28 protein-coding genes are annotated in these 25,686 nt (G+C 47.8%); 6 read left to right on the forward strand and 22 right to left on the reverse strand.

The window, feature by feature from the left end; genetic code table 11:
* Positions 1-9: 9 nt before the first annotated feature.
* From J2Z65_RS04535 to J2Z65_RS04555, 5 genes are read right to left on the reverse strand one after another with little or no spacing between them, the layout of a single operon-like run.
* A complete protein-coding gene (locus J2Z65_RS04535) occupies positions 10-1,029 on the reverse strand; it encodes an ABC transporter substrate-binding protein (RefSeq protein WP_167054197.1) in 1,020 nt (339 codons plus the stop codon).
* Positions 1,030-1,076: 47 nt separating this feature from the next.
* Positions 1,077-1,415: a 4Fe-4S binding protein gene (locus J2Z65_RS04540; RefSeq protein ID WP_167054195.1), complete on the reverse strand. Its 339-nt coding sequence runs from the start codon at positions 1,413-1,415 to the stop codon at positions 1,077-1,079.
* A complete protein-coding gene (locus J2Z65_RS04545; protein ID WP_167054193.1) occupies positions 1,415-3,025 on the reverse strand; it encodes an FAD-dependent oxidoreductase in 1,611 nt (536 codons plus the stop codon). The genes J2Z65_RS04540 and J2Z65_RS04545 overlap by 1 nt, the downstream gene beginning before the upstream one ends.
* A gap of 43 nt (positions 3,026-3,068) precedes the next feature.
* The gene (locus J2Z65_RS04550; RefSeq protein ID WP_167054191.1) at positions 3,069-3,836 is read right to left on the reverse strand and encodes an ATP-binding cassette domain-containing protein; all 768 of its coding nucleotides are present in this window, start codon (positions 3,834-3,836) and stop codon (positions 3,069-3,071) included.
* A 16-nt stretch (positions 3,837-3,852) separates the two neighbouring features.
* Complete coding sequence (locus tag J2Z65_RS04555; protein ID WP_167054189.1) at positions 3,853-4,644, reverse strand: ABC transporter permease subunit; 792 nt, start codon at positions 4,642-4,644, stop codon at positions 3,853-3,855.
* A gap of 434 nt (positions 4,645-5,078) precedes the next feature.
* Here J2Z65_RS04555 and cysT point away from each other — a divergent pair, with 434 nt between their 5' ends.
* From cysT to J2Z65_RS04575, 4 genes are read left to right on the forward strand one after another with little or no spacing between them, the layout of a single operon-like run.
* Positions 5,079-5,885 carry a sulfate ABC transporter permease subunit CysT gene (gene cysT / locus J2Z65_RS04560; RefSeq protein ID WP_338111578.1) on the forward strand — a complete coding sequence of 269 codons (807 nt, stop codon included), beginning with the start codon at positions 5,079-5,081 and terminating at the stop codon, positions 5,883-5,885.
* Positions 5,882-6,688 carry a sulfate ABC transporter permease subunit gene (locus J2Z65_RS04565; protein ID WP_167054184.1) on the forward strand — a complete coding sequence of 269 codons (807 nt, stop codon included), beginning with the start codon at positions 5,882-5,884 and terminating at the stop codon, positions 6,686-6,688. The genes cysT and J2Z65_RS04565 overlap by 4 nt, the downstream gene beginning before the upstream one ends.
* Positions 6,689-6,701: 13 nt before the next feature.
* On the forward strand, positions 6,702-7,787 hold the full coding sequence (locus J2Z65_RS04570) for an ABC transporter ATP-binding protein (protein WP_167054182.1): 1,086 nt from the start codon (positions 6,702-6,704) through the stop codon (positions 7,785-7,787).
* A gap of 35 nt (positions 7,788-7,822) precedes the next feature.
* The gene (locus J2Z65_RS04575) at positions 7,823-8,929 is read left to right on the forward strand and encodes a sulfate ABC transporter substrate-binding protein (protein WP_167054180.1); all 1,107 of its coding nucleotides are present in this window, start codon (positions 7,823-7,825) and stop codon (positions 8,927-8,929) included.
* Positions 8,930-8,998: 69 nt separating this feature from the next.
* Here the strand turns inward: J2Z65_RS04575 and J2Z65_RS04580 are convergent, their stop codons facing one another.
* From J2Z65_RS04580 to J2Z65_RS04630, 11 genes are all read right to left on the reverse strand, one after another.
* Positions 8,999-9,793, reverse strand: a complete 795-nt coding sequence (locus tag J2Z65_RS04580; RefSeq protein WP_167054178.1) for a TIGR00266 family protein — start codon at positions 9,791-9,793, stop codon at positions 8,999-9,001.
* Positions 9,794-10,200: 407 nt separating this feature from the next.
* Entirely contained in the window at positions 10,201-10,683 is a 483-nt protein-coding gene (locus J2Z65_RS04585) for an acyl-CoA thioesterase (RefSeq protein ID WP_167054176.1), read from the reverse strand.
* Positions 10,684-10,729: 46 nt separating this feature from the next.
* Complete coding sequence (purT, locus tag J2Z65_RS04590; protein WP_167054174.1) at positions 10,730-11,908, reverse strand: formate-dependent phosphoribosylglycinamide formyltransferase; 1,179 nt, start codon at positions 11,906-11,908, stop codon at positions 10,730-10,732.
* Positions 11,909-12,059: 151 nt separating this feature from the next.
* Positions 12,060-13,973 carry a nitric oxide reductase activation protein NorD gene (locus J2Z65_RS04595; protein ID WP_167054173.1) on the reverse strand — a complete coding sequence of 638 codons (1,914 nt, stop codon included), beginning with the start codon at positions 13,971-13,973 and terminating at the stop codon, positions 12,060-12,062.
* A gap of 4 nt (positions 13,974-13,977) precedes the next feature.
* Positions 13,978-14,865 (reverse strand): ATP-binding protein, encoded by an 888-nt coding sequence (locus J2Z65_RS04600; RefSeq protein WP_167054171.1) that lies wholly within the window; start codon positions 14,863-14,865, stop codon positions 13,978-13,980.
* A gap of 73 nt (positions 14,866-14,938) precedes the next feature.
* Positions 14,939-15,172, reverse strand: coding sequence for a hypothetical protein (locus J2Z65_RS04605; RefSeq protein ID WP_240159529.1), 234 nt, complete (start codon positions 15,170-15,172; stop codon positions 14,939-14,941).
* A 152-nt stretch (positions 15,173-15,324) separates the two neighbouring features.
* Positions 15,325-16,032: a hypothetical protein gene (locus tag J2Z65_RS04610; protein WP_167054169.1), complete on the reverse strand. Its 708-nt coding sequence runs from the start codon at positions 16,030-16,032 to the stop codon at positions 15,325-15,327.
* A 31-nt stretch (positions 16,033-16,063) separates the two neighbouring features.
* Complete coding sequence (locus J2Z65_RS04615) at positions 16,064-16,219, reverse strand: hypothetical protein (RefSeq protein WP_167054167.1); 156 nt, start codon at positions 16,217-16,219, stop codon at positions 16,064-16,066.
* Between the two features lie 420 nt (positions 16,220-16,639).
* The gene (locus J2Z65_RS04620) at positions 16,640-17,125 is read right to left on the reverse strand and encodes a hypothetical protein (protein WP_167054164.1); all 486 of its coding nucleotides are present in this window, start codon (positions 17,123-17,125) and stop codon (positions 16,640-16,642) included.
* A gap of 30 nt (positions 17,126-17,155) precedes the next feature.
* A complete protein-coding gene (locus J2Z65_RS04625; RefSeq protein ID WP_167054162.1) occupies positions 17,156-17,791 on the reverse strand; it encodes a TRIC cation channel family protein in 636 nt (211 codons plus the stop codon).
* A 16-nt stretch (positions 17,792-17,807) separates the two neighbouring features.
* Positions 17,808-18,884: a Gfo/Idh/MocA family protein gene (locus J2Z65_RS04630; RefSeq protein WP_167054160.1), complete on the reverse strand. Its 1,077-nt coding sequence runs from the start codon at positions 18,882-18,884 to the stop codon at positions 17,808-17,810.
* A gap of 289 nt (positions 18,885-19,173) precedes the next feature.
* Between J2Z65_RS04630 and J2Z65_RS04635 the strand changes: the two genes are divergently transcribed.
* Complete coding sequence (locus J2Z65_RS04635) at positions 19,174-19,395, forward strand: hypothetical protein (protein WP_167054158.1); 222 nt, start codon at positions 19,174-19,176, stop codon at positions 19,393-19,395.
* On the opposite strand, the gene kapB is transcribed toward J2Z65_RS04635, so the two are convergent.
* From kapB to J2Z65_RS04650, 3 genes are read right to left on the reverse strand one after another with little or no spacing between them, the layout of a single operon-like run.
* Complete coding sequence (gene kapB / locus J2Z65_RS04640; protein ID WP_240159528.1) at positions 19,392-19,781, reverse strand: kinase-associated lipoprotein KapB; 390 nt, start codon at positions 19,779-19,781, stop codon at positions 19,392-19,394. The genes J2Z65_RS04635 and kapB overlap by 4 nt on opposite strands.
* 19 nt (positions 19,782-19,800) lie before the next feature.
* Complete coding sequence (locus tag J2Z65_RS04645) at positions 19,801-20,118, reverse strand: thioredoxin family protein (protein WP_167054155.1); 318 nt, start codon at positions 20,116-20,118, stop codon at positions 19,801-19,803.
* 1 nt (position 20,119) lies between these two features.
* Positions 20,120-20,638, reverse strand: a complete 519-nt coding sequence (locus tag J2Z65_RS04650; RefSeq protein ID WP_167054153.1) for a hypothetical protein — start codon at positions 20,636-20,638, stop codon at positions 20,120-20,122.
* Between the two features lie 72 nt (positions 20,639-20,710).
* Here J2Z65_RS04650 and J2Z65_RS04655 point away from each other — a divergent pair, with 72 nt between their 5' ends.
* The gene (locus tag J2Z65_RS04655; protein WP_145655009.1) at positions 20,711-20,923 is read left to right on the forward strand and encodes a hypothetical protein; all 213 of its coding nucleotides are present in this window, start codon (positions 20,711-20,713) and stop codon (positions 20,921-20,923) included.
* A 57-nt stretch (positions 20,924-20,980) separates the two neighbouring features.
* Here J2Z65_RS04655 and J2Z65_RS04660 read toward each other — a convergent pair whose 3' ends face one another.
* Genes J2Z65_RS04660 through J2Z65_RS04670 form a run of 3 tightly spaced genes read right to left on the reverse strand, consistent with a single transcriptional unit; the run spans position 20,981 to position 25,636 of the window.
* On the reverse strand, positions 20,981-22,594 hold the full coding sequence (locus tag J2Z65_RS04660; protein WP_167054151.1) for an ABC-F family ATP-binding cassette domain-containing protein: 1,614 nt from the start codon (positions 22,592-22,594) through the stop codon (positions 20,981-20,983).
* Between the two features lie 37 nt (positions 22,595-22,631).
* Positions 22,632-24,590, reverse strand: coding sequence for an ABC-F family ATP-binding cassette domain-containing protein (locus tag J2Z65_RS04665; RefSeq protein WP_167054148.1), 1,959 nt, complete (start codon positions 24,588-24,590; stop codon positions 22,632-22,634).
* The gene (locus J2Z65_RS04670) at positions 24,587-25,636 is read right to left on the reverse strand and encodes a M42 family metallopeptidase (RefSeq protein WP_338111577.1); all 1,050 of its coding nucleotides are present in this window, start codon (positions 25,634-25,636) and stop codon (positions 24,587-24,589) included. The genes J2Z65_RS04665 and J2Z65_RS04670 overlap by 4 nt, the downstream gene beginning before the upstream one ends.
* Between the last annotated feature and the right edge of the window lie 50 nt (positions 25,637-25,686).

Here is a 25,686-nt window from a genome sequence, read left to right on the forward strand (position 1 = left end):
TTGTCACTCCTAATCCGTTAACCAGTCCTTAATGGCATAATCTTTCTTAGCCAAACCTTGATCGACCAGAAACTTTTTCGTTTCTTCAATCAGTTTGAGTCCGTCAGGCAGAGCTGCCTCCACAGGCCATTGATCGATTTTGAAGGAAGCTTTCACGACATCCAGCGGATAGCCCGAGGCTTCTGCATAAAACTTGAAATATTCTTCGTTGTTTTCACGAATTTCTTTGACGGCTCTCGTGCGCAGATCATTCCACAGTTTTGGAAATTGCGGGTTTTTAGCCAAATAATCCTCCGTTACAACTGTCAAGCTAGAACCTTGCAGAAGTGGATGATTGGCGGCTTCATCGATCGCCACATATCCCTTTTTCAGCAGCAAAGGTCCGAAGCCAGTTGGGTATGCATATGCGGCAATGTCCCCACGGGAAAGCGCAGCTTCCGCATCTGCAGGCAAAAGATGGAGAATTTTCACATCCTTATCAAGCCCTTTCTCTTTCAAAAGGCTGGTTAAATAACGGCTCATATATGAGCCTTGTGAAGTGGCGACTTTTTTACCTTTGAGATCGTCCAACGATTTCGAACCGTCGGCTTTCGCAACCAGCCAGGCGTTCATATTGACCTGTGTGACGTTGATTAAACGCGTTTTCAAGCCTGCCGCTTTTCCATTGATGGCTGGTGTGTCGCCATATATGCCAACATCAAGCGTACCTGCCGAAATTGCCTCGTTGAGGTTTGGACCGTTCGGGAACGTGAAGTATTTGAACTCTTTCACACCGTATTTCTTTAGTTCACTTTCTAAGTACCCCTTCGATTGCGCCCATCCTTCTGGTCCTGTAATCGTTTTGTTGTTATTCGCCGAAATAAAACCGATACGCAATGTTTCAGGCAGCGAAATGTTTGCATTGGGTGCTGCGTTCGCCCGAGCCGGAGCCGCTGTTTTCTCTGAATTAGCTCCGCAAGCTGCCAGCAGTACAGTGAATAAGGATAGAATGATTACAAGGCTGGCTGCTTTCAAAGTTCTTTGTTTCATATGTCTTTGACCCCCTGAGTTGTAAAATGAATTGAAAAATGAACGAATTAATGCGATGCGTGCATCCGCTGGAAAATGATATAGGAACCGTCAGAGGAGGCTGTAGATACTCTGCCTTTCCCCCAGCCCACGTTCTGTTTGTAGCTGCCCATTAAGCCATCTTGAACTAACTCGCCCTCGTCAACCTTTGTCTTTTCTTCTGCTACCGGTGAAACGTACAGAGCGTCTGTCGGGCAATATAATTCGCACATAAAGCAGCTTTGGCAATCCGATTGTCTGGCGATAACCGGAATATCTCCCTGGACCGCCTCAAAAACATTCGTCGGACAAACGGAAACGCATTGGTTGCAGCTAATGCAGCGATCTTTGCTTAACAATTCTATCATTACACAACAGCCTCCTTAATCTCGGCAGTTTGGGCTCCATCCACCAGAGGCTTCGCCCATGCCCTATCCAAGCCGCCGCTCTTAATGCGGTACTTTTGTGCTTCATCGATACGCGGGAAATCTTCCCGGCGATGCATGCCCCGCGTTTCTTTGCGTTCAAGACCGCTGGTATACATCCATCTGGCCGTCGCTGTCATGGCTGCCGCTTCTCGAACACGTACGACATTGCCGTCACTAGCCTGAACGCCTTGATTCAATTCATCCCATAGTTGATCCAATCGCCCTAAAGAGCTCTGCAGACCTTCTCCTGTACGGAACCAGTTACGATCATACGGGAATACTTCATCCTGAACCGCTTTGATAATTTCATGCGTATCGGGAGCACCCGATTTCGTTGTTGCCTGTTTCGGAACGCCGCTCGCTTCAGATAGGCCTTTCGCTTTGCGATCCGAAGCGGCTACTCCTAATTTCCGTGCATATATGGCGGCTGCTTCGCCCGAGAAATACCCGGATGACATCGCCCAAGCCGCATTGTGGCTGCCGCCGCCGGTAAATCCGCCGCAGATCAATTCTCTTGTCGCGGCATCCCCCGCCGCATAAAGACCAGGCACTTCCGTCGCGCAAGTCTCATCGACAATATGAATGCCCCCGGTTCCTCGCACTGTCCCTTCGAACCTAAGCGTCACGGGAAACTTCTGCGTAAAAGGATCGATGCCCAATCGGTCAAAAGATAAAAAGAAGTTTGGCTGTGCTTGACGCATCGCTTTTTTGACAATGTCATCCGCCTTATCTATTCTTGCGTAAACAGGCTGTGTCAGCAGTGTCTTGGCGATGACAGACCGCCCTCGCTGCGAGCCGGCCCCTTCGATCACCGTGCCATCCTCATAGTAAAACGTTGCCCATGTATAGAACGCTGACTTCGTTACCGGAGAAAAAGCTGGTGCCAATGAGTAGGCGGTAGAGAACTCCATGCCGGATAGGCTTGCACCTGCCTCAGCGGCAAGCAAGTACCCGTCGCCGGTTAAAACATTCGTGCCAAGCGCCTTACTCAGGAACGCGCAGCCACCGGTTGCAATAACGACCGATGCGGCATCCACGCGCCATGTGTCTTTGGTTTGGTTGTTCACACCGGTTGCCCCAGCTACACCATGCTCATCTGCGAGCAGCTCCAGTGCGGGACTATGGTCGAGAATGCGGACACCCGCTTTCTGTACCTGCTTGCGCATTAAACGCATGTATTCGGGTCCTTGCAGACTTTTCCGATGTGAAGTACCTGTTTCATCAAGCGGAAACGGGTATCCCCAAGCCGCTATTTGGTTCGTATTGCTATACGTTTGGTCTAATACCTTTTTCATCCAGCCGCGATCCGCGAGATATCCGCCAAGCGCCTCTCTGCTCTTCATCGCCGCTTCACGTTCTTCGGCCGTTGGATTGACATACCACAAGCCTGTTCCCGATGGCGCCGTAGCACCGCTCGTACCGCAATACCCTTTATCTACAAGTACGACCTTTGCTCCTTGTTTAGCAGCCGTGATCGCCGCCCAAGCCCCGGATGGTCCGCCACCGATAATGAGTACATCTGCGTGTAATTGCAAATCAAATTGAGTCATCTTCAAGCCCTCCCTCGTCTCATCAATCTTAAACTTCACTTCATTAAATGGAAAAAGCCTCTGCAGCTGTTTTCACTGTCTCATAGTGTTGTTTCACGAGCAGCCGGTCCAAAATCATCTTCTCAAAATAAGCAAAACCGCTATCATGCTCCCTTGGTCTGGCCAGCGATATCTTCAAATCCAGCCCAATCTTTCCGTCTTCAATAAGGATGACTCTGTCCGCCAGCGCTACAGCTTCACTTACATCATGAGTGACGAGCAGCACGGTAAATTGCTTCTCCAGCCAAAGCCGTTCGATAAGCTGCTGCATCTCAATGCGAGTCAAAGCATCTAAAGCGCCAAGCGGCTCATCTAAAAGAAGAAGCTTCGGGTTACCGGCAAGCGCCCTAGCCAGTGCTACTCGTTGTCTCTGACCGCCGGACAGAACAGCCGGCCAGTCATCCTTCTTATGTTCAAGACCAACTTGCTGTAGCGCCTTAAAAGCAATCTCCTTGTCGCCGGATTTAACACCAATCCGAACATTGTCTATATTTTTTTTCCAAGGGAGCAGTCGATGTTCCTGAAACAGCACACGAGTATCCTTGTGAACGCCTTGAATGCCCTGTGCATCCAGCAATATGGCTCCGCTCGTCGCTTCATCCAAACCTGCAATGAGACGGAGAAGCGTGCTTTTGCCGCATCCGCTGCGGCCCACAATTGCGACAAATTCCCCTTGCTTAATGTTTAAATCGATGCCCGAAAGCACACGTGTCGTTCCGAAAGATTTGTTCACATTTCGAATGTGGAGCTGAATGCCTCCCGTTTTACTCATAAGAATCCTCCCCTTCTTAAGCTTTTTGAATATAGTTGTGATGCCATTTCAACCAGCGATTTTCAAAAAATTTGGCAATTAAATCCGATAGCTTCCCTAAGACTGCATATAAAATGACACATAACACAACCACATCCATCTGCATGAATTCTCTGGCATGCGTCGCCATATAGCCAATCCCGGAGTCCGCAGCAATCGTTTCAGCTACGATCAAGCTGAGCCACATGATCCCTAAGGAAAAGCGGATACCAAGCAGAATGTTCGCCAGTGCTCCCGGTAAAATTACTTTAGCAAATAACGAGAATCCCCTAAGTCCATAGACCTTGCCCATCTCAATCAAACCCGGATCAACGGACCGTATGCCATGGAACGTATTCAGATAGATCGGGAAAGCAACACCGAGTGAAACCAGAAATAATTTGGAGGTTTCGCCAATGCCAAACCACATAATGACGAGCGGGATCATCGCAAGATGCGGAATGGTTCGAACCATTTGCACCGAAGAATCAATATATCTTTCAGCGATTGGAAAAATCCCATTAAGTAAGCCGATGACAAATGCGATGCTGCCGCCAATGAGGAAGCCTAGAAACGCCCGCTTGGTACTCACCGCAACATATTCAAAAATGGATCCGTCTTTAATCACCCCATATAGAGCTTTCACGACTTCCCATGGCGTTGGTAAAATTCGCTGCGATAACCATCCGGTTAAGCCAAGCACTTGCCACAGCAGTAAAATGAGAATCGGAATGACCCATGGCTGCCAAACCTTAGAATGGGCAATTGGAACGGTGCGATTAGCTAGCATGTGATTCCCTCTTTCTTTGTATAAAGTGAAGAGGCGTTAGAAAACAAAAAGACTCCCAATCCCTGCTAAGCAAGGACGGGAGTCTCCAGTCATCTGGTCGACTCTTTTAAACTTTATAATTCATATTGTTTTACTCGGGTATTAATTGATACATATACTATCACTGGCCTTTAGCCGCGTCAATACTTTTTTTGCAAACAATAGCGTTTGAGTCCCCGTTCACTGTGGTGTTACAACCAATTCATACAGCTATTTTGTATTCTTTCATATAATGGCTGATCACGTATAGGGTACACGTTTGACAATTATAAATTAATTTGAATATTTCCATAAAAAACAGGAATAGATGTATTGACAAATTTGACCACACGCTGTTATAGTCAATTTAATATTCCGAGTAAATCACTATGATTAATAAAAATGGGTGGTGTAATGTGATTAATAAGGTGTTTAAAGCTACGGTTCGATCTGTGCTTATCGGCTATCTGATTGTGCTTCTGCTCATCCCGATTGGTTCCATCTATTTCAAAGGTTTTTCCTTGGGATGGGAGCCATTTTGGCAAGAAGTAACAGGACCTTTAGCCTGGAAGTCCATTTTACTTACAATCAAGCTCAGCATTGTATCGACGATAATTCAAGCCATTGTAGGGACCATTATCGCATATGTGCTAGTGAGATATACATTCCGAGGGAAGAGCATTTTGAACAGTATGGTCGATCTTCCTTTCTCACTCCCGACCTCTGTAGCAGGACTCATGTTTCTAACCCTGCTTGGACCTTCTAGTCCTCTAGGCGTATGGCTCGATCATGCTGGGATTAAACTGCTTTACAATCAAACGGCCATTGTAATCGGCTTGGTCTTCGTTACCTTTCCTTTTGTGATACGAACCGTTCAACCGCTCCTCGAGCAAATTGATCCCGCTGAAGAACAAGCCAGTTTTACACTGGGCGCGAGCCGATTGTATACGTTCTGCCGAATTGTTTTTCCAGCTGTTTTCCCGGGGATTCTTGCCGGCAGCATGCTTGCTTTCTCTCGATCCCTAGCCGAGTTTGGCGCTATCTCGTTAATCTCCGGCAATTTGCCGGGTAAAACGATGGTCGCTTCGGTCTATATATACGGTGAAACGCAAAACTATAATCCCGAAGGCGCAGCCGCTATTTCTCTTGTGCTCCTTACATTGTCACTCCTCATTTTATGGATCATCAATGTATTGACACGCGGAAAGGGGCGCCTCGCATGAGAAGAATATTAATTAGCATTTCGTTTCTCGTCATTTTTCTACTGATTATGCTGCCCTTCCTTGGCATAACCTTCGGTGCTTTTGAAGAAGGTCCGAAAGCCTTTCTCGATGCGCTTGTAAGACCCGAAGCTTTGCATGCCTTGAAAATATCTTTCATTATCGTGCTGATCGTCACTTTGCTGAATACAATCGTCGGTGTTTACCTTTCTTTAGAAATCGTAAGAGGCTCCTGGATCTCCCGTTGGTTGAAACCATTCATCAATGCACTGATCGATTTACCCTTTGCTGTATCGCCTGTCATAGTCGGTTTAATGGTTATTCTTATTTTCGGTCCAAATACAGCGCTCGGCGCTTTCATGGAAGATCATCATATGAAAATCGTTTACGCCATTCCCGGTATGGTTCTAGCTACAATGTTCATTACGTTTCCACTTATGGTTCGGGAAGTCGTTCCTTTGCTCGAAGAGATCGGCACACAATCCGAAGAAGCATCATCTACCCTTGGCGCTGGTCCATGGCGCACCTTTTTCCAGGTCACATGGCCGGGTATCCGCTGGGGCGTTGTATATGGACTCATTTTAACCGTTGCAAGATCGCTTGGTGAATTCGGCTCTATCCTAGTTGTCTCAGGAAATATCATCAACCAAACACAAACAGCAACAACACTCGTGTATCAAGATGCCGAGCAATTTCAGCTCGTTGCAGCGAACAGCGTCGCATTTGTACTCGGTCTCATATCCATTTCTATTTTATTAGCTCTTGAGTGGTTGAAAAGAAGAAGCGAAAAGTTGAAAAGCCATTAAGGAGGAACCCCTTATGCATATCGAAGTAAAGAATCTCAATAAACATTTCGGGTCATTTCATGCCATCAAGGATGTTAATTTCAGTATTACCAAAGGGCATCTCGTTGGTTTGATCGGTCCCAGCGGCGGCGGTAAAACGTCCATCCTGCGCATGTTATCCGGACTTGAGAGTCCGACGACCGGTGACATCTATTTCGATGGGAAACTGGCTACGCATCTCCCTGTACAAGATCGTGGCATCGGCTTCGTTTTTCAAAGCTATGCCCTCTTCAAACATATGACTGTTTTTGACAACGTGGCATACGGACTCAAAGTTTTGAAAAAGCCAAAGGACTTCATCCATGACCGAGTTACCTATCTATTGAACTTAATGGGGCTTGCCGGTAACGAGCGCAAATACCCCCACCAGCTTTCAGGGGGACAGCGCCAACGTGTTGCTTTCGCCAGAGCTTTAGCGCCAGAGCCGCAATTGCTGCTGCTTGATGAGCCTTTTGCCGCGATCGACGCCAAAATCCGCAAAGAGTTGCGCCTGTGGCTGCGAAATCTGATCGATGAATTTAAAGTGACAACCCTTTTCGTCACGCATGATCAAGATGAAGCCATTGAAGTGGCTGATGAAATCATCCTCGTGCAAGGGGGTAAAATCGAACAGCAAGGCAGTCCATGGGAGATTTATACGCAGCCTGCCTCTTCCTTCGTCGCTTCCTTTATCGGTGAATCTAATGTGATCTCCCAATACACACCGCTCATCGGCTTCCCTTACTTGGATGAAATTCAACAAGACGGCAAATGGCTGCAAGATGTGAATGTGCTGATCCGGCCAGAATCCATCGAAGTTCGCCCCCACGACGTTAGTCATCTAGCGACGGCTGGTGAAAAAGGAAAAGTTACTCATGTCCATTTCCGCGGGGATTCCTGGTATCTGGAAATTGATACGGGTGCACTTAAGCTTTTCGCTTATCAATCTGTGAAGGAAAAAATTTATCAACCCGGCGATGAGGTCAATATTCTGATCAATCATATCTCTGTTTTTACCAAAACCGAAAACATCGTCATTGAAAATCAGGCGAAACAAGACCCACTGCCTGTTTTTATATAAAAAATGAGTTTAAAGATGAAGGGGAGTTGTAAACCATGAAAAAATTCAAATCATTAGGCCTACTTACTACTGTATTATTCACAGCAAGTATCGCGCTTACCGCTTGCGGAACAGGCACAAAAACAGCAAGTTCGCCTGCTCCAACAGCCGCATCAACTGCTGCAGCTACGGCAGCTGCCAGCTCTGCTCCAAAAGCAGAAAAAGTAACCATCACCATTGGCGCCTATTCCATCCTCAAAGACTCTTTTGACGTTATTTTGCCTAAATTCAAAGAAGAGTGGAAAAAGAAAACCGGCCAAACCGTAGAATTCCAAGAATCCTATGTGGCTTCCGGTTCACAAGCTACTGCGATTATCCAAGGCTTTGAAGCGGATATCGCGCCTCTTTCCCTAGAAGGCGACATTCAAAAAATCGTGGAAAAAGGTTTAATCACGCACGACTGGAAAAATAACCCATACAAAGGCAATATTACATCTTCCATCGCAGCCATTGGCGTTCGTGAGGGCAATCCAAAAGGCATTAAAGACTGGAGCGACTTGACAAAACCGGGTGTTGAAGTCTTAATCCCGAATCCAAGCACCTCTGGCGGAGCTAAATGGGATATCAATGCGATCTATGGTGCAGGTCTGAAAACTTCCGAAGCTGCTGGCAAAAAAGATCCCGCTTTCGCGAAGGATTACCTCGCTAAAGTATACAAGAACATCAAAGTGCTTGATAAGAGCGGCGCTGACTCCCTAGCGACCTTCGATAAAGGCGTTGGCGATGCCATTGTCACTTACGAAAACGAACTCATTTCCCGCATTCAATCCGGTAAAAAATATGTGGAAGTCATTCCTCAATATACAACATCCATCGAAAACCCTGTTGCACTTATTGATAAAAACGTAGATAAACATGGCAACCGTGAAGCCGTTCAGGCATTCCTTGAATACCTATGGAGCCCTGACGCTCAAAAAGTATTCGCAGATAAGGGCTTCCGCTCCGTACTTCCCGAAATTGCGAAGCAATACGAGAAAAACTACACAACTCCTGCCGGCTTATTCAACATTGAATATCTTGGCGGCTGGGATAAGGTAAACAAAGAACTTTACGGCAAAGGCGCAATCTGGGAAACTATCCTCGCAGAAGGCGGAGCTAAGTAAGGCAATAGTAAAAAAGCCCGGAGCGAATATCAATTCGCTGCCGGGCTTTCCTATTGTGGACGAAGTCGTTTACCTGCCATCCCCATCCAATAAATTGCCTAAACCGCCTAAGATACTGCCCTCTTCCTTCCGACCTCCTGCTTTCGATGCCGAAGCGATACGGTCAGCGAGCCTGCTGAAAGGCAGCGATTGGATCCACACACGCCCTGGTCCGCGCAACGTTGCGAAAAATAAGCCTTCACCGCCAAAAAGCGCTGTTTTCACACCCTTTACCATTTCGATGTCATAATCCACATCTTGGGTCATACCTACAAGACACCCTGTATCTACACGAATGACTTCACCTGGACGAAGCACCCGCTCGCAAATAGAACCGCCTGCATGCACGAATGCCAAGCCATCTCCTTCAATTTTCTGCATAATAAAGCCTTCGCCGCCGAAGAAGCCGGCCCCTAGCTTACGCTGAAAAGCAATTCCTACGGAAACGCCTTTTGCTGCGCAAAGGAAGGAATCTTTTTGACAAATCAATTTGCCTCCGAGAGTAGACAAATCCATTGGAATGATTTTGCCTGGATAAGGGGCTGCAAACGTAACTTGCTCTTTCCCGCCACGACTTTGGTTTGTGAACACCGTCATGAACAAGCTCTCCCCAGTCAATAACCGTTTGCCGGCACCAAGCAGCTTGCCCATGAACCCTTTGTTATCACTGCTGCCATCCCCAAAAACCGTCTCCATCTGAATATTTTGATCCATCATCATCATACTCCCAGCTTCCGCAACGACGCTTTCACCGGGATCAAGCTCAATTTCCACATATTGCATTTCATTGCCCAAAATACGATAATCAATTTCATGTGCATTCATTATGATGTTACCTCCGATTGGCATGAGTAGTAAAAAAGGATCGATTTATTTCAATACGCTATTCAAGAGGGCTGGTTTCAGTGGTTTCTTATTTTCTTCGAGACATAGCTTGTTGAAATATATGTAAATACACCTATTGCCATGATAAACATAATTTCACTAGTCACATCAAACGAACTAGGTTTAACCCCAAACTTAACTTCCCGATTTCCAAAGCTCTCAATTGCAGCATACGAATTGCTAATATCCGGCGCGTATTTAAACGTCATATAGTAGCCCCAGAATACTTGAACAGCATAGTAAAAAATGACTAATGTAATCGCGAATAAAATAGGGAACTACAGTCCTTTGCTGCAGCTCTTATGGACAAAAAAAAGCAGACCCCAAAGGGATCTGCTCGATATGAACTACATATACAAACTCCGTTCCTCTTTTCGAAGCTTGCGCGCGGCAAATCGTGTCTCAGCCGTTTCGAAAAGTCGTTTCTCTTCCTCCGTCTCTGGGATAATGCCCGGCACTGCACAAGGCTGTCCGTTATCATCCAGAGCCACAAAGGTTAAATAGGAATTGGCTGTTCGTTTCTTTTCACCTGTCAACAGGTTTTCCGATTCGATTTTTACGAAGACTTCCATTGAACTTCGATGCGTCCAAGTGACAAATGCTTCCAACTGAATAGCTTCCCCAAGCTTAACTGGTGCATAGAAATCCAAGCTGTCGCTAGAAGCCGTTACTACCCCTCTGCGGGAATGACGCATGGATGCAATGGTCGCCACTTTGTCGATGTACTGCATGACGCGGCCGCCAAACACTGTATTGTGATAATTCGTGTCCGCTGGCAAAATAATTTCGGTCAACACGGTCCGGGAGAGTCTTGCTGGTTTAGCTTCCATGTAGTTTCCTCCTGATGATGACGATGGGCCATGCAAGAATTGCTGCTTATTCGTAGTTCAGTTGAAGCTTGCCTGCTGCTTGCTTCGCTAAGCTTCGAGCTTCCTCTACAGTTTCACCGCTGCTAAGCGCAACCGCCATACGACGGCCTACTTTTGTCTCCGGCTTACCAAATACGCGAACCTGCGTATTCGGAACCGATAACGCTTCTTCCAGCCCGCTGATCGAATACTCCACTTGCTCGCGGTCCGCTTTGAGCGTATAGCTGGCACCAGGCGTTAAGAGACGAATGCCCGTGATTGGCAATCCCAAAATCGCTCTCGCATGAAGGGCGAACTCACTCAAATCCTGTGTCGCCATCGTAACCATGCCAGTATCATGCGGGCGAGGCGAAACTTCACTAAAGTATACGCCATCTTTCGTCAAGAATAGCTCTACACCATAAATACCGTAGCCGCCGAGTGCGTCCGTAATCGTTTTGGCCATATGCTGCGCATCCAGAATTTGCTGCTCTGTCATCGCATGCGGCTGCCAGGATTCGATGTAATCGCCGTCCTTTTGAATATGACCGATTGGCTCACAATACGTTGTTCCCGAAACAGAGCGAACGGTCAACAACGTAATTTCAGACTCGAAATGAATGAATTCCTCAACAATGACGCGAGCGTTCTTAGCACGACCGCCTTCCATCGCAATGTTCCACGATTGTTCCACATTCTCAGGTGTACGGCATACGCTTTGACCTTTGCCGGAAGAGCTCATGATCGGCTTAATGACGCACGGGGTACCAATTTCAGCAACTGCAGCATGCAATTCTTCAAGACTATTGGCAAAAGCATACTTAGCTGTTCTCAGCTCCAGCGTCTCTGAAGCCAGGCGGCGAATGCCCTCTCGGTCCATCGTCAACCTGGAAGCTGTTGCCGTCGGAATGACGCGGTAGCCTTCCTGCTCAAGCTCTACAAGAACAGGCGTCGCAATTGCTTCAATCTCAGGTACGATCAGATCCGGACGCTCTTGCTCAATCAATGCCCGGAGCTGCTCCCCATCCAGCATATTGATCACATGGCTGCGATGCGCGACCTGCATAGCAGGTGCATGCGCGTAACGATCCACGGCAATAGTCTCTATGCCTAGACGCTGCGCTTCGATAACGACTTCTTTCCCAAGTTCTCCTGATCCCAAAAGCATAATTTTCTTGGATTTGTTCGATAATGGTGCTCCGTACATGAAATGATTTCCCCCTTAATGTTTTGCCCAACCTGCGCAGGCTTATAACTCATGGATATGTATGTTAGTAATGATAACAATCATGGCATAATCAGGGTACTTTGCCAGCATCCTTCGCAAATACCCTGATCTATTGTAAAGGATTTCGACATCAAAAGATAGATTTCAACAAAAGTTTGCGCAAGATCGGAACCAGTTGTTCGGTTAACTCCTCTACATGGGGCACGACAATACTGCTGCGTCCGTACATGTTGCGCATCGCGATCCGCTCTGTTTCATGAACGGTACCGCTTGCCAAGAAAATGGAGATAACTTCGATCCCCAGCCTGCGGGCGCGCAGAACTGCCTCGTAGGTATCAAGAATCCCTACGTCGTTATAATTAGCCGCGGATGGCTCGCCATCCGAGAATACGAGAAGGATACGTTGGCGCTCGGCACGCCGAAGCAAGCGCTCTGTCATGCTGCGTATCGCGAAGCCATCTCGGTTATCTTGCTGCGGCTCAAGCTGCATAAGCGCTGCGCCGCTTCCGGAAGCAAGCGAGGAGCCGAAGTCCACCGCAACCTGGAACAGGTTGGGCGCTTCGTCCTCGGTTACGCGATCCGCGTCTTCCCAGAAGCCCACGATTTCGTGGGGGATTCGCAAGGATTGGAGGGTCTCGTGAAACAGCACGAGACCTAGCTTGGTTTCGTCCATTTTGTCATACATGGACGCCGAGCAGTCGACGAGCAGCGCGAACGCCGCATCGAGCTGCGGAACCGGCGCGCGCTTCTTATAGAAGAGGCGCGGCTGCTCTTGTGTAACGGCTCGCGTCAGCCGCTTGTCGAGCCGCCCAAACAAGAGGTCGCCTCGCGGGGCGACCCGTCTCTGCTCCAGCGTGCGCCGTATCGCACGCTGCAAAGGCTTAGCGAGCGGCGCTGCGCGCTCGCTAAGGCGCCTGAAAGCGGCCTGCTGCGCAGCAGTCGGCCGCTCAGGCGCAAGCCACGTCGCCGTCGCATACGCGGCGACAGCGCCTTCCCCGTGCCCTGCGGCAGCAGGCACGGCAGCTTTTCCGCGCCGCTCGCCGGAGGCGGCGCCGGTGCGCTGGGCGCGCTGCGAGCGCCCCTGGACGATGGCGAGCGCCTGATCGGCGGCGTCGCCCTCGCGGGGCGCAGAGCCGAGCGCGGCTGTGCGTGAGCCGCGCTCCAACTCAAACCGCAGCAGCCCAGGGCTGCGGTCGCTGCTTTCACGGTGCCAGGTCGGCATGCGCTCCTGGCCAGGCAGTTGGCGCTCCCCCTCTTGCTCGGGGAGCACATCCAAGTTGACGAGCCGCTTGGCGCGCTTCAGCTCGCCCTTATACCCGGCCGGCAGCGGCTCCGCCACGCCGCTCCCTGGCTGCATCCAGAAATAAGCAGCCCTTACATCGCTATCCAGCCAATGAGCCAGTGCTTCTACCATTTCCTCGCAGCTGGCAGCCACTTCCGCTGTATGCTCGGCTTCCTCAATACGCTCCAAAACGGGATACAACGGCGCAAGGCGCGAAGCCAGCCCTATCCCCTCGGCTGCACTCCATTGTGCCCCCGTAAACCAACCATAAACCGATAACACAACGGCATCTGCGAGCTCGCCTTTGTTCAAATGCGTGCGCAGTTTATGTCCGTAATAAGCCCCGAAAATGCGATGCCGCTCTGCAAAAACACGGGCAGTCCCTGGTCTGCGCGATCGGCAAATACGTTCCAATCGCATATCTTCACACAGCGCAAATAGTGCGTTCGCCAGCTTTGGCATACGCGACCGCTGACAAAATGCCAGATATGACTTCACAGCGTCCGCCCCTGTATACCAAGCGCTCCCGATTCCACGCAAATACACATCGCTTTTCATTCCTGCTGCTTTATCATTCGGCGGATAGTCCCACCAAAACTGGCTAACTGTGATTCGCGCGGCGCTTTCTTCGTAATCTGCGTGAAACGCGGCTTCCACTTCCAGCTCTTTGCGTTTCGTGAACATCCGGGCTAAATCCACCAACTGCATTTGCAGCATGGCATCTATTTTATCATCCAGCATGCTGATCTTTCCTACAAACATCGGCTTAGAATAACGTTTCCGCCGTATTGATCACGGCAGCACGTTCCCTTTCATCCTCCAATTTATCGGCAATGGCTCGCGATACAGCTCTCATCGGCGGAATATATGCGGACAGATCGCAAGCATCCAGCAATGCTCGAATTGAACCTGCTTCATCCGGCAGCTGCCCCATTTCAATCAGCGTTAAAAGATCAGCTGACAGCTGCACATAGGTTCTCAATTGCTTGTCGTCACGCAAGATGGATTTGCTTTTCAAGAGCTGGTATAAGGCTTCCCCCTGCAAATAGGGAACATCCACGGTTACAAACCTGTTTTTCAACGCTTCATTTAGGGGCACTGTCCCCATATACCCTTCGTTGATGGCAGCTACAACTCTGAAATCGGGATGAGCGGTGATCACTTCCCCTGTAAAAGGGTTCGTAATCGATCTTCGATAATCCAATACTCCGTTGATCAGCGACAACGTCTCAGGTTTCGCCATATTAATTTCGTCTATGTATAGAAAATGTCCCTTGGTCATGGCTTTCATGATCGGTCCAGGGATGAAAACAATATGTGAACGCCCCTGCTCATCATGCGTTAACGTCTTAAACCCGAGCAATGCTTCCGCATCAAGATCGGTCGAACAGTTCACGGCATGCATGGGTTGATTAAAAAGCGCAGAGACATGTTCGGCAAGCTTGGTTTTCCCCGAGCCAGTAGGCCCTTTCAGCAGCACATTTTTACCTAAATAAAGCGCAATTATGCTATCAATGAGTATGTCTTCCCGCGGAGCTTCAAAAGCGGCTGATCCGACTAATTTAAGATCTTCCGAATTGGCGCTCCCCTGTCTGTTCACCTTATTATTCTCCATCTTTTCGCGGATTTCTTGCGGTATACCTTCTGGTAACATATGATCTGATGTTCCTCTCCTGATTTCTCTGTTCTCTAACTATTCATCAGGAAAGCTAAGGTTGTCAAGCCTATCAAGGCAGCCAAGGCTCCTCAATGACAGAGTAAGAGTAGAAAGCCATCGCTTCTCCACATTTCGGACAACTTGGCTTAGAAGGTGATTCGTTATAATGGAGTGCTAAAGCATAGGAGGATTCACCATTTATCGCTCGAATGATATCATCCGGATGGACATACTCACATTTACGCGAACTGCAGTACGCTCTGACCTTAAATTTATTGCTCATTTCTGTGATTGGACGTTCCATGACCAGCCAGCTCCAAGGCTATCCATGGCAGCATGTTGTTGACACATCGTCTTTCTCCTTCTTGATCTATTTGAGGCAAGCTCATATCCATATGACAAAACCCCCAGCAGGTAGCTGAGGGGAACTTTAAAACTTTGATGTACAGAGCTATCTTAAGGCAATGTGTTTCTTTGACCCGAAGAATAGCTCGGAAAAGCATACTGAATCATCGTGTTAAATTCATTGAGGTACGTATCCATGTGTTTATTTTTTTGCTGCTGACCATCGTAGTACATCATACGATTCACGAAATGCGGATTCGTGGAAATGAAGATATTTGCTTCCGGATAAATGCGTGTCAGCAAACTCCTAATCGCGTTGGCGCTTTCTGCGGGGAGCGGCTTGGCTGAAAGCCAGTCCATCTGGGCGCCAACCCCTGAACCAAATAAACCTGCTCCTTTTTCAGGGTCGTTTGTTTTACTTAGCATTTTGATGCCGTCATCACCAGTACCCATGGCTTGCATCCCCCCCATATCCACAGCGATATAAATGTTGTTATCTGTAATCGCTACAGCCGTACTCCCAAGGTGAGCCGCTTGAATGATCCCATCCGCTAAATCCCGGTTCATCGACATATGTGTATTTGTATGTGCTTTTATGTTATCACTCGTTGACGGCCGCATGGAAGGCAGCGGTGATTGGTTAACACTTTTAGCCCCAAGCGAAGCATTTTCATTGTTCCTGAGTCCGGTATCCCAAGTACCTGCATTCGGATTGGAAGAGCTGGCCCCCCCATGATTGTTCGGACTTGCCGCCGTGCAGCCGGCTGCTGTGCCCATGAGAACAACCGACATCACAATTTGAATCATTGTTTTTTTCATAAAAAAGCTCCCCCTTCTGTTGCGCTTTTTTTTATTTATTGTTGTTCTCTTTCGCCCCTTGTTCGTAAGCAATCAAAGTGACGTCGGAGCCCAATTCTTCCTTCATGCGGGATTCCAAGCGGCGCAAATCTTCCAGCAAATGCTCGTGCGCGCCTAGATTAGCGAATTGATAAGAATCTAAACTCATGATTTCATCCTCCCTTCTGAAAAATAGCTATTAGCGTTAATATGGACATTTATCCTCATTTTTACTAAATATAAAAAATGTTTGCTCTGCACTCGCTGTGTCTGTACCTTAGCTTTTGTTGAAAATACTCCGAAGGACTAATTTTTCAGTTACCTACTCAGCTCAATACAATGGACTAAAAGTTATGAAATGGGTAGAGCAAGTGGAACTACAGGGTCCTATTTCACCAAAACCAGCATAAGGCGCTTAATTGCGGGAACTGTAGTCCGTTATTTACTCCAAATGCATCCATATTGACATGAAAAACGAAAATAAAATCACTTGGCATCTTCCAATCCTCATTCCAACAGCGCTAATAACCGCCATAAATAACAAAAAAAGCCCGCCGCCAATTCATTGGCAAGCAGGCCTTTTCATCCTTTAGTCTTCTTTTTTTCGTGTTTCATCCAGTTCTTCGAGCAATTTACGAACCGCATCGGGGTCCGCAGATCCGTTTTCCTTAAATGCCCTCAACTTATTCAGTAAATCAGCGGCGATTGCCTCATCCTCTGATTGCTCCGCTTCATGGGAGGGATCAAACCAAATATAGAATCCTTCCGGGCCGTTCCGCAAAAAGGATTTACGCCAAAACTCCGGATACGCATAGCCTTGTTCACCGAAAATCATCCCGAGCACGTCATCGCTGTCAATCGGAAGTAAATAATGAAACGATTCAGGTACGCCGGTATTCGAAAAATCGCGATGCATATAGGCATAATGCAGATAGTGCTCGCCCGTCTCCGCATCCTTGGATACCTCGTATAGATCAAGTTCTGTTTGCAGTAATTCCTTTACCGGAATAATCCGCGAGGCGATCGTTTCAGCGGAAATCTTTTGCTGATTTGTGAATGATGCTTCCTGTTCCAATTGAATTCACCTCTTTCCGACCTCGTTATGCTACGAATCGAGTGTCCGTGTTGATTCCACCATCGAATTGCGTAAAGAACGTTTAGGCAGCTTCCATTTGTAAAAGACCGATAACATTCTCAAAATGACGATAAGAGCAAAAAGCACGGAGATTTGCCAGGCACCCTGTGACCAGCCAAGACCAATCAGCGCACCGGCCAGCATGCCCCATACGGCATAGATTTCATCCTTGAGCACCAGCGGTTTGCGACCGGCCAATACGTCTCGGACCATCCCGCCGCCGATCCCTGTTAAAACAGCAGCCACAATGACGGCACTGAGAGGATGCCCCATATTTGTTGCATAAAAAGCACCTTGAATGGAAAAGGCCGCCAAGCCGATGGCGTCAAAGAAAGCCTCCCAAGTCTTCCAAACCCGAATGTATTTGACCGGCATCAGGAACACCAAGGTCATAGCAAACAAAGCAATTTGAAAATAAAGTCCTTGCTCCCACAATAAGACAACGGGTTTGCCGATCAGCAAGTTACGAATGACACCACCGCCGAAAGCTGTTACAAGTCCAAGAACATAAACCCCTAGAATATCATATTCCTCTTCCATCGCAACAATCGCTCCAGACACTGCGAAAGCGATGGTCCCGATGATACTAAATAACTCCCAATTCACTTGCTGCAGCCCCTGTCTACTCGATGTCCCAGTTCAGTTTTACTTCATTGCCGGTTTGTGAAGATCGGTAAATCGCATCTAGAATTAAATTATTCGTATAGCCCGTCATGACTGAGGTTATCGGTTGTTGACCGCTTTCGATACAAGTTATGAAATGTCTCATCATACGAACGCGCGCCCCTTCATCCTGCTCAGGAATGGTCAGATCCACATCAGCTTCGCGGTCAAACATTTCCGCCAAAAGCTTCCCTTTCGTTCCCCGAATGGAAGCTCCACCTTCGGAACCAAGCAGCTGAACATAAGGCTGATTATCTGTTTCGATAAGTGCGGCCCAGCTTACATCGAGCGATAGGGTTGCGCCATTATCCAGCTTAATTAACGCTGTAGCTAAATCTTCTACATCATATTGACCATCCCAGTTCGGTGTCCCCCAGGAACCAATACCTTTTTTGCGAGGTCCAAATTCGGCATAAGTAGCCCCATAAACCGAAACCGGCTTCGGATTCCCCATCAAATAGAGGGATAAATCTAACATGTGCACCCCAAGGTCAATCAACGGTCCTCCGCCGGATTTCCCCATTTGTGTAAACCAGGTTCCCCAGCCAGGGATTCCTTTCCGTCTCATCCAGCCTGCTTTGGCGTGATAAATATGTCCCAATGCGCCTTTATCTACCTGCTGTTTGACAGCCTGTGAAAGGGTCTCCCAGCGCAACTGATGGGGAATCATCAGCACTTTGCCGGCCTTGCGCTCTGCTTCTACAATTTGTCTGGCAGATTCAAGATTCAGCGCCATCGGCTTTTCAAGCATTACATGCTTGCCTGCCTCTAACGCTTGGATGGCGATAGGCGCGTGCCACTCGTTGGATACAGCAATGACCACTGCATCAATGTTTGGGTCTGCAAGCAGCTTGTCCGTATTCTCATAAACCCGTTCGATGTTATGCTGCTTGGCTCTAGCCTCTGCAAGCGGTAAGTACACGTCTGTTACCGCGGTAATTTCTGCCTCAGGCACTTTCTTTAGCACTTCCATATGTACATTTCCGATATTCCCGGAACCGATAATACCGATACGGACTGGATTTCCTGCTGTCATTTTTATACCCCCGAAACGTGTTAGATTACAATCTTTATTATTATAAATGTGCTTATGTTTCGCCGCAACCGCCAATCTGTCCCTTTTCGAAAGGTTTGGGGACGATTTCCCGATTATTTTGAAAAGATTCTTTAAGGAACTAGCCCTCTATCGCTATTCTTTACATATAATAAGATGCTAAAACTTTTTTAATAGTTAGTCTCAAACATAATTAACATTTGAAATGTATCCTAAATGTGTAGACCAGCTGGTTAGTTTTCCGGGTGGAAAACGTGAAGGAGGGCTTAACATGCAAGCAATTACTATTAAATTCAAAAACAAATCCATCCCCGTGCTTAATTTCACACATCGCAGCTCACATATGGAACTGTTGTCCAGCAAACTTAAGGAGTTTGAACTTCATTTTGAATTTCGCCGAAAATTAAAAATGATCTCGATGATTGAGATCATTGGTGATGTCGCTATTTTCAAATACAACGACGGCACAAAATTGTACCTGGAAGTTTCTTAATTCGAATTCGGAAAATATTCCTTCTGTAGCTGAGTAAGCTCCTGCAGAGAGCGTCGGGCCCATGCTTCCATTTCCGACAGCTTTGAGATTTGCGCCAAAAGCGCTCTCTCCAGTGATTCTCGATACTCCGGAATGGCACCTGCATATGGACGTATGGTTGAAATTGGCATTAAAGCGATCTCCTGAAATGATAAAGCCCGTCTTTGATGAAAAAAAGCAACGCTTGGATCCATCGGATTATGCAAGTCCCCTTGTGTCGGATGCTCTTTCACGGCCAGAATGCGGACTGCTGCTTTCATCGTGTTCGACATCTCCACCACTTCACCAAAGTAAACCCCTGTTTTATACTCAGCAATAACACGATCTCCTATTTGAAAGCTGCTCATTGTCAACATCTCCTATTAGTTACTTGCTGCTCAGCGGCAGCAGTTTGCGATATAGCTCATCCACCGACTGCATGCGGTACATCAACTCTTTTTCTTTTCCTTGTTCGAAAATAACTATACACGGCACACTTGTAATTTGCCATTCACGGCTAATTTGCGGGAGAAAATTAATATTGCTTTTATAGAGCGGCAAATTGGGCTGCATGGTCAGGATAATATCCAACATACGCTCTGTCACTTTGCATGTACCACAGAAAGGTGTAAATAGAAATACAGCAAAGGACGCCTCCTGTTTGTTCACGCACTCTAACAATTGCTGCTGGGTAAGCTCCTTCATGCTAACCTCCTCTTTCATCTAACCAAGCCAAACTGTCAGCCGCATATCCGATGAGATGTGGAAAGTCATCCAAATGGCTCTCATCAATTTTCCGGCCAAAAGAAAGCGTAATTTGATTATGATAAGCAATCGGATGTATGCCGTATTTGTAGGAAAGAAGCTGAGAAATTAGCGGACGGTGCTCCCATATCAAGCTTAGCTGCTCTTCAATATGCTTGCACTCAACTTCCGGATTATTAACCTTCGTAAAAAGTTTAATCGTTAATGTACAGCCTGGCTTGGCGGTAGGATTCTCTAAAATTTCAGCAGCCAAATCGCTTAAATGAACATGCAGGTTAATTTCTGCTTTGCTTGGTTTATCAATTTTTCTTGCAAATTCAATCGCATACGTACGCGACATCGAGGACAGATCCACTAGATCTTCCCGGCGTGTGATTAAAATTTTCCCATCCAAATCCAGGTCATAGACGGCTCCCTCAAGAACCACCTTGATATTGTCATAGATTGTTGGGTCAAACATCGTGTACACCTTCTTTCATCTTTTGTTTGATTCGATTATACTAAAAGCATATCACGTAAAGAAGGTGTTTCGATGTCAGACAAGCCCCAAGATCAATTGGAAGAACAACAAGGTCCAAAAAAAGTAAGTCTAGCCGATGCGATTAAACAAAAGTTAGCTCAGAAGAAAGCGGATCAAGCCGCAGCACGCGCAAACCCTAAACAAGCCGGCAATACGAACCAAAGCGCAAAAAGTCAAATGACGAAAAAAGTGAATAATCAACGCCGTCGTACAGGCGGAAGCTAGAGCTATGTAGGTAAAAGCGCCCTGAGAGTCACACATCAGGGCGCTTTTCATGTTATCTTACGCGTAGTGAACTTCGCGTTGTTTTTTCACATCTTCACTTTCCAGGTATTCATCATACGTAAGCATTTTGTCGATGAGACCTTTCGGTGTGATTTCCATCACGCGATTTGCGATCGTTTGAATAAACTGATGGTCATGAGAAACGAATAGCATTGTACCATCGAAATCAACAAGACCGTTGTTGAGCGCTGTAATCGACTCCAGATCCAAATGGTTCGTTGGCTCATCCAGGATGAGAACGTTAGCACCACTTAGCATCATTTTGGAGAACATGCAGCGTACTTTCTCTCCTCCGGAGAGAACATTAGCCTTCTTCAAAGCTTCTTCGCCAGAGAACAACATACGCCCCAGGAAGCCGCGAAGGAAGGATTCATCCGGATCCTTGGAATACTGACGCAGCCAATCTACCAAGTTCAAATCGGAATTAAAGTAATCTTGGCTGTCTTTCGGGAAATAAGCTTGCGAAGTCGTTACACCCCATGAGAATGTACCTTCATCTGCTTCCATTTCACCCATCAGGATTTTGAATAGTGTCGTTTTGGCAATACCGTCCGGACCGACAAATGCAACTTTGTCCCCTTTGTTAAGCGTAAACGTCACATTATTCAATACTTTAACGCCATCAATCGTTTTGGAGATACTTTCAACAGCAAGCAGCTGTTTACCAGCTTCACGCTCACCTTTAAAGTGAATGAACGGATACTTACGGCTGGAAGGACGAATATCTTCAAGCGTAAGCTTTTCAAGTTGTTTTTTACGGGAAGTGGCTTGCTTGGATTTGGACGCGTTCGCGCTGAAACGTGCGATAAAGGCTTCCAACTCTTTGCGTTTTTCTTCCGTTTTCTTGTTAGCGTCTCTAGCAAGGCGAAGTGCAAGTTGGCTGGACTCGTACCAGAAATCATAGTTACCGACATACATTTGAATTTTACCAAAGTCAATATCCGCAATGTGTGTACACACTTGGTTCAGGAAGTGACGATCATGGGATACAACGATAACTGTGCCTTCGAAACGGGCAAGGAAGTTTTCCAGCCAACGAATCGACTCTAAATTCAAATGGTTGGTAGGCTCATCGAGCAGCAAAATATTCGGATTGCCGAACAAAGCTTGCGCCAAGAGCACACGGACTTTCTCGTTACCGTCAAGGTCCTTCATCTTCGTGTCATGCAGAGAAGTTGGAATACCAAGACCGATCAACAGCTCAGCCGCGTCGGATTCCGCTTGCCAGCCGTCTAAATCCTGGAACTCGCCTTCAAGTTCGGCAGCTCTCATGCCATCTTCTTCAGAGAAATCTGCTTTCGCGTACAAAGCATCCTTCTCTTCCATGATTTTGAACAAACGAGCATGACCCATAACGACGGTTTTCAAAACTTCTATTTCGTCAAACTCGTAATGGTTCTGTTTCAGAACAGCCATTCTTTCGCCCGGAGTGATAGACACTTCACCTGTGTTTGGCTCAATTTCGCCGGAAAGAATTTTTAGAAATGTGGATTTCCCTGCACCGTTCGCGCCGATAAGCCCGTAACAGTTCCCTGGTGTAAATTTAATATTGGCGTCTTCGAAAAGGGCTCTTTTGCCGTAACGAAGCGTCACGTTGTTAACATTAATCATGTGGAATACATACCTGCCTTTATTATAGTTTCTTCTATCATAACTTATTTCGCTCTATTTCTTCTACCAACTCGGATAAATAAGTCCATCTTTCCATCGCTGCTTCCAAATCGGCCGTAGTTTGCTGTTCCTGCTCATACAAATCACGAACACGGTCAAAGTCGCTGCCGGCTGCTTCGATTTGCTGTTTCAAGCTCGCCGACTTATCTTCTAAGCCAGCAATCGTGCTCTCAATTTCGTCCCATTCCTTCTGTTCTTTGAACGTTAGCTTTTTAGGACGGTTTGTGCCTGCTGAGCCGCTTGATGCTTGAGAATCGCCGGGAACTGCTTTGCTCGGGCTAGCGCTGCCGCTTGCTTGCCTCACGAATTCCTTTCGCGCTTGTTCCGCCTCTTCCTGCTGCTGCTTCTCCTCCAAATAATCAGAGTAATTGCCGATGTATGGTTCGATTCTTCCTTGACCGTCAAAAGCAAACAGATGGGAGACGGTTCGATCCAAAAAGTAACGATCATGGGAAACGGTAATGACAGCCCCAGGGAAATGATCCAGATAATCTTCCAGAATGGTCAACGTCTGGATGTCCAAATCGTTCGTTGGCTCATCAAGCAGCAGCACATTCGGCTCTCCCATAAGAGTGCGCAACAAGTACAGTCTGCGGCGCTCACCACCAGAGAGCTTCCCGATAGGCGACCACTGTAGTGTCGGGGAGAACATAAAACGCTCAAGCATCTGTGAAGCGGAAATTGTTTCTCCATCCGAAGTCCGAATTAATTCGGCGGCTTCCTTGATGTACTCGATAACGCGCATCTTTTCATCCATCTCGACGTTTTCTTGCGTGTAATAGGCCAGCTTCACGGTTTGGCCGTGCTCGATCGTCCCGCTGTCGGGCTGAATACGCCCGGCGAGCATGTTGAGCAGCGTGGACTTGCCGCTGCCGTTAGGACCGATGATGCCGAGGCGGTCCTTCGGCATCACAATGTAGCTGAAGCCGCTCAGCAGCGTCTTCCCGCCAGGGAACGCTTTGGTGACGGCTTCCAGCTCCATCACCTTTTTGCCAAGGCGGCTGCCAGCCAGCGCCATGTCAAGCTTCTCACCGGGACCGTCCACCTTGTGGTCCCGCAGTTCCTCGGCGCGCTGCACGCGCGCCTTCTGCTTCGTCGTGCGCGCCTTCGCGCCGCGACGAAGCCAAGCCAATTCGCGGCGCATCAGATTTTGCCGCTTATCTTCGCTGGCGGCTTCGGATTCCATCCGCTCCGCTTTTTTCTCGAGGAACGCCTCATAGTTGCCCTCGTAGCTGTAGATCTTGCCCCGGTCCAGTTCCAGCATGCGGTTCGTCACCCGCTCCAGGAAGTACCGGTCATGCGTAACGAGCAGCAGCGCGCCGCGCCATTTGCCGAGGAACTCCTCGAGCCAGATCGCGGTCTCGTTATCGATATGGTTCGTCGGCTCATCCAGGATGAGCAGATCGGCGGGTTGGATCAGAACGCGCGCCATGGCGACGCGTTTGCGCTGCCCGCCGGACAGCAGGCCGACGGGCTTGTCGAACTCGCTGATGCCTAGCTTCATCAGCACGGTTTTGGCCAAGGTGCTGGCTTCCCAGGCACCTTGCTCATCCATGCGCGACTGGGCTGTGAACAGCCGCGCTTGCTTTTTCTCGCTGGAGGGATCCAGCTCCAGCTCAGCCAGGGCCAGCTCATAGTCGCGCAGCGTCTTCATGAGCGGCGTGTCGCCGTGGAATACTTGCTCAAGAACGGTGGAGTTCGGATCGAACTCCGGGTTCTGCGGCAAGTATTCCACCCGGAAATGGTTCGCGTGCACGAGCTTGCCGCGATCCGCAGTTTCCAGCCCCGCTAACAGCTTCAGCAGCGTGGATTTGCCAGTACCGTTCACGCCAATGAGACCGATGCGCTGCTTTTCGTTCACCGTGAACGAGATGTCATCGAACAATATTTTGTCGCCAAAGGTTTTGGTAATATTGACTGCACTCAAAATATTCATGCTTCCACAGGCTCCATCACGTAGGCTGTCAGAAGTGCTGCGGTATTAACTACAGCATCCATATGCGTCCGCTCCATGCTGTGTGACGCATGAACGCCGGGCCCTACCAGCGCGGCGCGAATATCGCGTCCGCCCCTGAGCGCGGCAGAGGCGTCTGAGCCGTACCTTGGATATATATCAACGGCATAGCCAATTCCCAGCTTCTCGGCAAGCTCAATCATTTTGGAAGTCATGTGATAGTCATAAGGGCCTGATGAATCCTTAGCGCAAATAGAAACATCACGTTCGCTACCGCTCAAATCATCGCCCAGCGCGCCCATATCTACTGCAATAAAATCTGTAATATCTTCTGGAATAAAAGATGACCCGTGCCCAACCTCTTCATAATTGGAAAAAAACAGTTTTATCGTAAAGAGTGGTTTTAGACCCTCTTCTTTGATAAGTCTTAGCAGGCCGAATAACGAAGCCACACTCGCTTTATCATCCAAATGACGGGACTTCACGAAGCCGTTTTCCTTCACTTGGACACGCGGATCAAAAGAAATATAATCCCCTACCCGGATACCAAGATCCTGCACTTCTTTTTTGGACTTTACAAGCTCGTCGATGCGAACTTCCATGTTAGCTTCATCACGTTTAAACTCTCTGGCATCTTCATAGACATGCACAGATGGTCTCGAAGTCAGAATCGTTCCATCATAAACGCGTTCATCGCGCGTATGAATTTGAACGTACTCATTCTCGATAGCGCCCATCATGAAACCGCCTAAAGATGTGATTTTGAGGGTACCGTTATCTTTAATCGAACGAACCATAGCGCCAAGGGTATCCACATGCGCAGAAATCCCAATTACCCGGTCATTACGAATACCTGGAACAGTCACCACACCGCAGCCTTTATTCGTATATGTAAGCTCATAACCAAGCTTATTCACTTCTTGTTCAACCTTTTTCATAATGTGGTGCGTATAACCTGTCGGACTAGGCGTACGCAGCAGCATCTCAAGTACTTCGGTCATATAAGCTTTATTCAATTTCGACTTCACTTGGGATTCCTCCCTTTTCTATAAATTAATAGTTTTCCTATAAACGCACA

The organism is Paenibacillus aceris, assembly GCF_017874035.1.
In the GTDB taxonomy this organism is placed as follows: Bacteria; Bacillota; Bacilli; order Paenibacillales; family NBRC-103111; genus Paenibacillus_E; species Paenibacillus_E aceris.

Excerpts from the sequence above, each read along its gene's own strand:
- J2Z65_RS04535 (WP_167054197.1), bottom strand. The coding sequence starts at position 1,029 with ATGAAACAAAGAACTTTGAAAGCAGCCAGCCTTGTAATCATTCTATCC.
- J2Z65_RS04540 (WP_167054195.1), bottom strand. The coding sequence starts at position 1,415 with ATGATAGAATTGTTAAGCAAAGATCGCTGCATTAGCTGCAACCAATGC.
- J2Z65_RS04545 (WP_167054193.1), bottom strand. The coding sequence starts at position 3,025 with ATGACTCAATTTGATTTGCAATTACACGCAGATGTACTCATTATCGGT.
- J2Z65_RS04550 (WP_167054191.1), bottom strand. The coding sequence starts at position 3,836 with ATGAGTAAAACGGGAGGCATTCAGCTCCACATTCGAAATGTGAACAAA.
- J2Z65_RS04555 (WP_167054189.1), bottom strand. The coding sequence starts at position 4,644 with ATGCTAGCTAATCGCACCGTTCCAATTGCCCATTCTAAGGTTTGGCAG.
- J2Z65_RS04565 (WP_167054184.1), top strand. The coding sequence starts at position 5,882 with ATGAGAAGAATATTAATTAGCATTTCGTTTCTCGTCATTTTTCTACTG.
- J2Z65_RS04570 (WP_167054182.1), top strand. The coding sequence starts at position 6,702 with ATGCATATCGAAGTAAAGAATCTCAATAAACATTTCGGGTCATTTCAT.
- J2Z65_RS04575 (WP_167054180.1), top strand. The coding sequence starts at position 7,823 with ATGAAAAAATTCAAATCATTAGGCCTACTTACTACTGTATTATTCACA.
- J2Z65_RS04580 (WP_167054178.1), bottom strand. The coding sequence starts at position 9,793 with ATGAATGCACATGAAATTGATTATCGTATTTTGGGCAATGAAATGCAA.
- J2Z65_RS04585 (WP_167054176.1), bottom strand. The coding sequence starts at position 10,683 with ATGGAAGCTAAACCAGCAAGACTCTCCCGGACCGTGTTGACCGAAATT.
- purT (WP_167054174.1), bottom strand. The coding sequence starts at position 11,908 with ATGTACGGAGCACCATTATCGAACAAATCCAAGAAAATTATGCTTTTG.
- J2Z65_RS04595 (WP_167054173.1), bottom strand. The coding sequence starts at position 13,973 with ATGTTTGTAGGAAAGATCAGCATGCTGGATGATAAAATAGATGCCATG.
- J2Z65_RS04600 (WP_167054171.1), bottom strand. The coding sequence starts at position 14,865 with ATGTTACCAGAAGGTATACCGCAAGAAATCCGCGAAAAGATGGAGAAT.
- J2Z65_RS04605 (WP_240159529.1), bottom strand. The coding sequence starts at position 15,172 with ATGGAACGTCCAATCACAGAAATGAGCAATAAATTTAAGGTCAGAGCG.
- J2Z65_RS04610 (WP_167054169.1), bottom strand. The coding sequence starts at position 16,032 with ATGAAAAAAACAATGATTCAAATTGTGATGTCGGTTGTTCTCATGGGC.
- J2Z65_RS04615 (WP_167054167.1), bottom strand. The coding sequence starts at position 16,219 with ATGAGTTTAGATTCTTATCAATTCGCTAATCTAGGCGCGCACGAGCAT.
- J2Z65_RS04630 (WP_167054160.1), bottom strand. The coding sequence starts at position 18,884 with ATGACAGCAGGAAATCCAGTCCGTATCGGTATTATCGGTTCCGGGAAT.
- J2Z65_RS04635 (WP_167054158.1), top strand. The coding sequence starts at position 19,174 with ATGCAAGCAATTACTATTAAATTCAAAAACAAATCCATCCCCGTGCTT.
- kapB (WP_240159528.1), bottom strand. The coding sequence starts at position 19,781 with ATGAGCAGCTTTCAAATAGGAGATCGTGTTATTGCTGAGTATAAAACA.
- J2Z65_RS04645 (WP_167054155.1), bottom strand. The coding sequence starts at position 20,118 with ATGAAGGAGCTTACCCAGCAGCAATTGTTAGAGTGCGTGAACAAACAG.
- J2Z65_RS04650 (WP_167054153.1), bottom strand. The coding sequence starts at position 20,638 with ATGTTTGACCCAACAATCTATGACAATATCAAGGTGGTTCTTGAGGGA.
- J2Z65_RS04655 (WP_145655009.1), top strand. The coding sequence starts at position 20,711 with ATGTCAGACAAGCCCCAAGATCAATTGGAAGAACAACAAGGTCCAAAA.
- J2Z65_RS04660 (WP_167054151.1), bottom strand. The coding sequence starts at position 22,594 with ATGATTAATGTTAACAACGTGACGCTTCGTTACGGCAAAAGAGCCCTT.
- J2Z65_RS04665 (WP_167054148.1), bottom strand. The coding sequence starts at position 24,590 with ATGAATATTTTGAGTGCAGTCAATATTACCAAAACCTTTGGCGACAAA.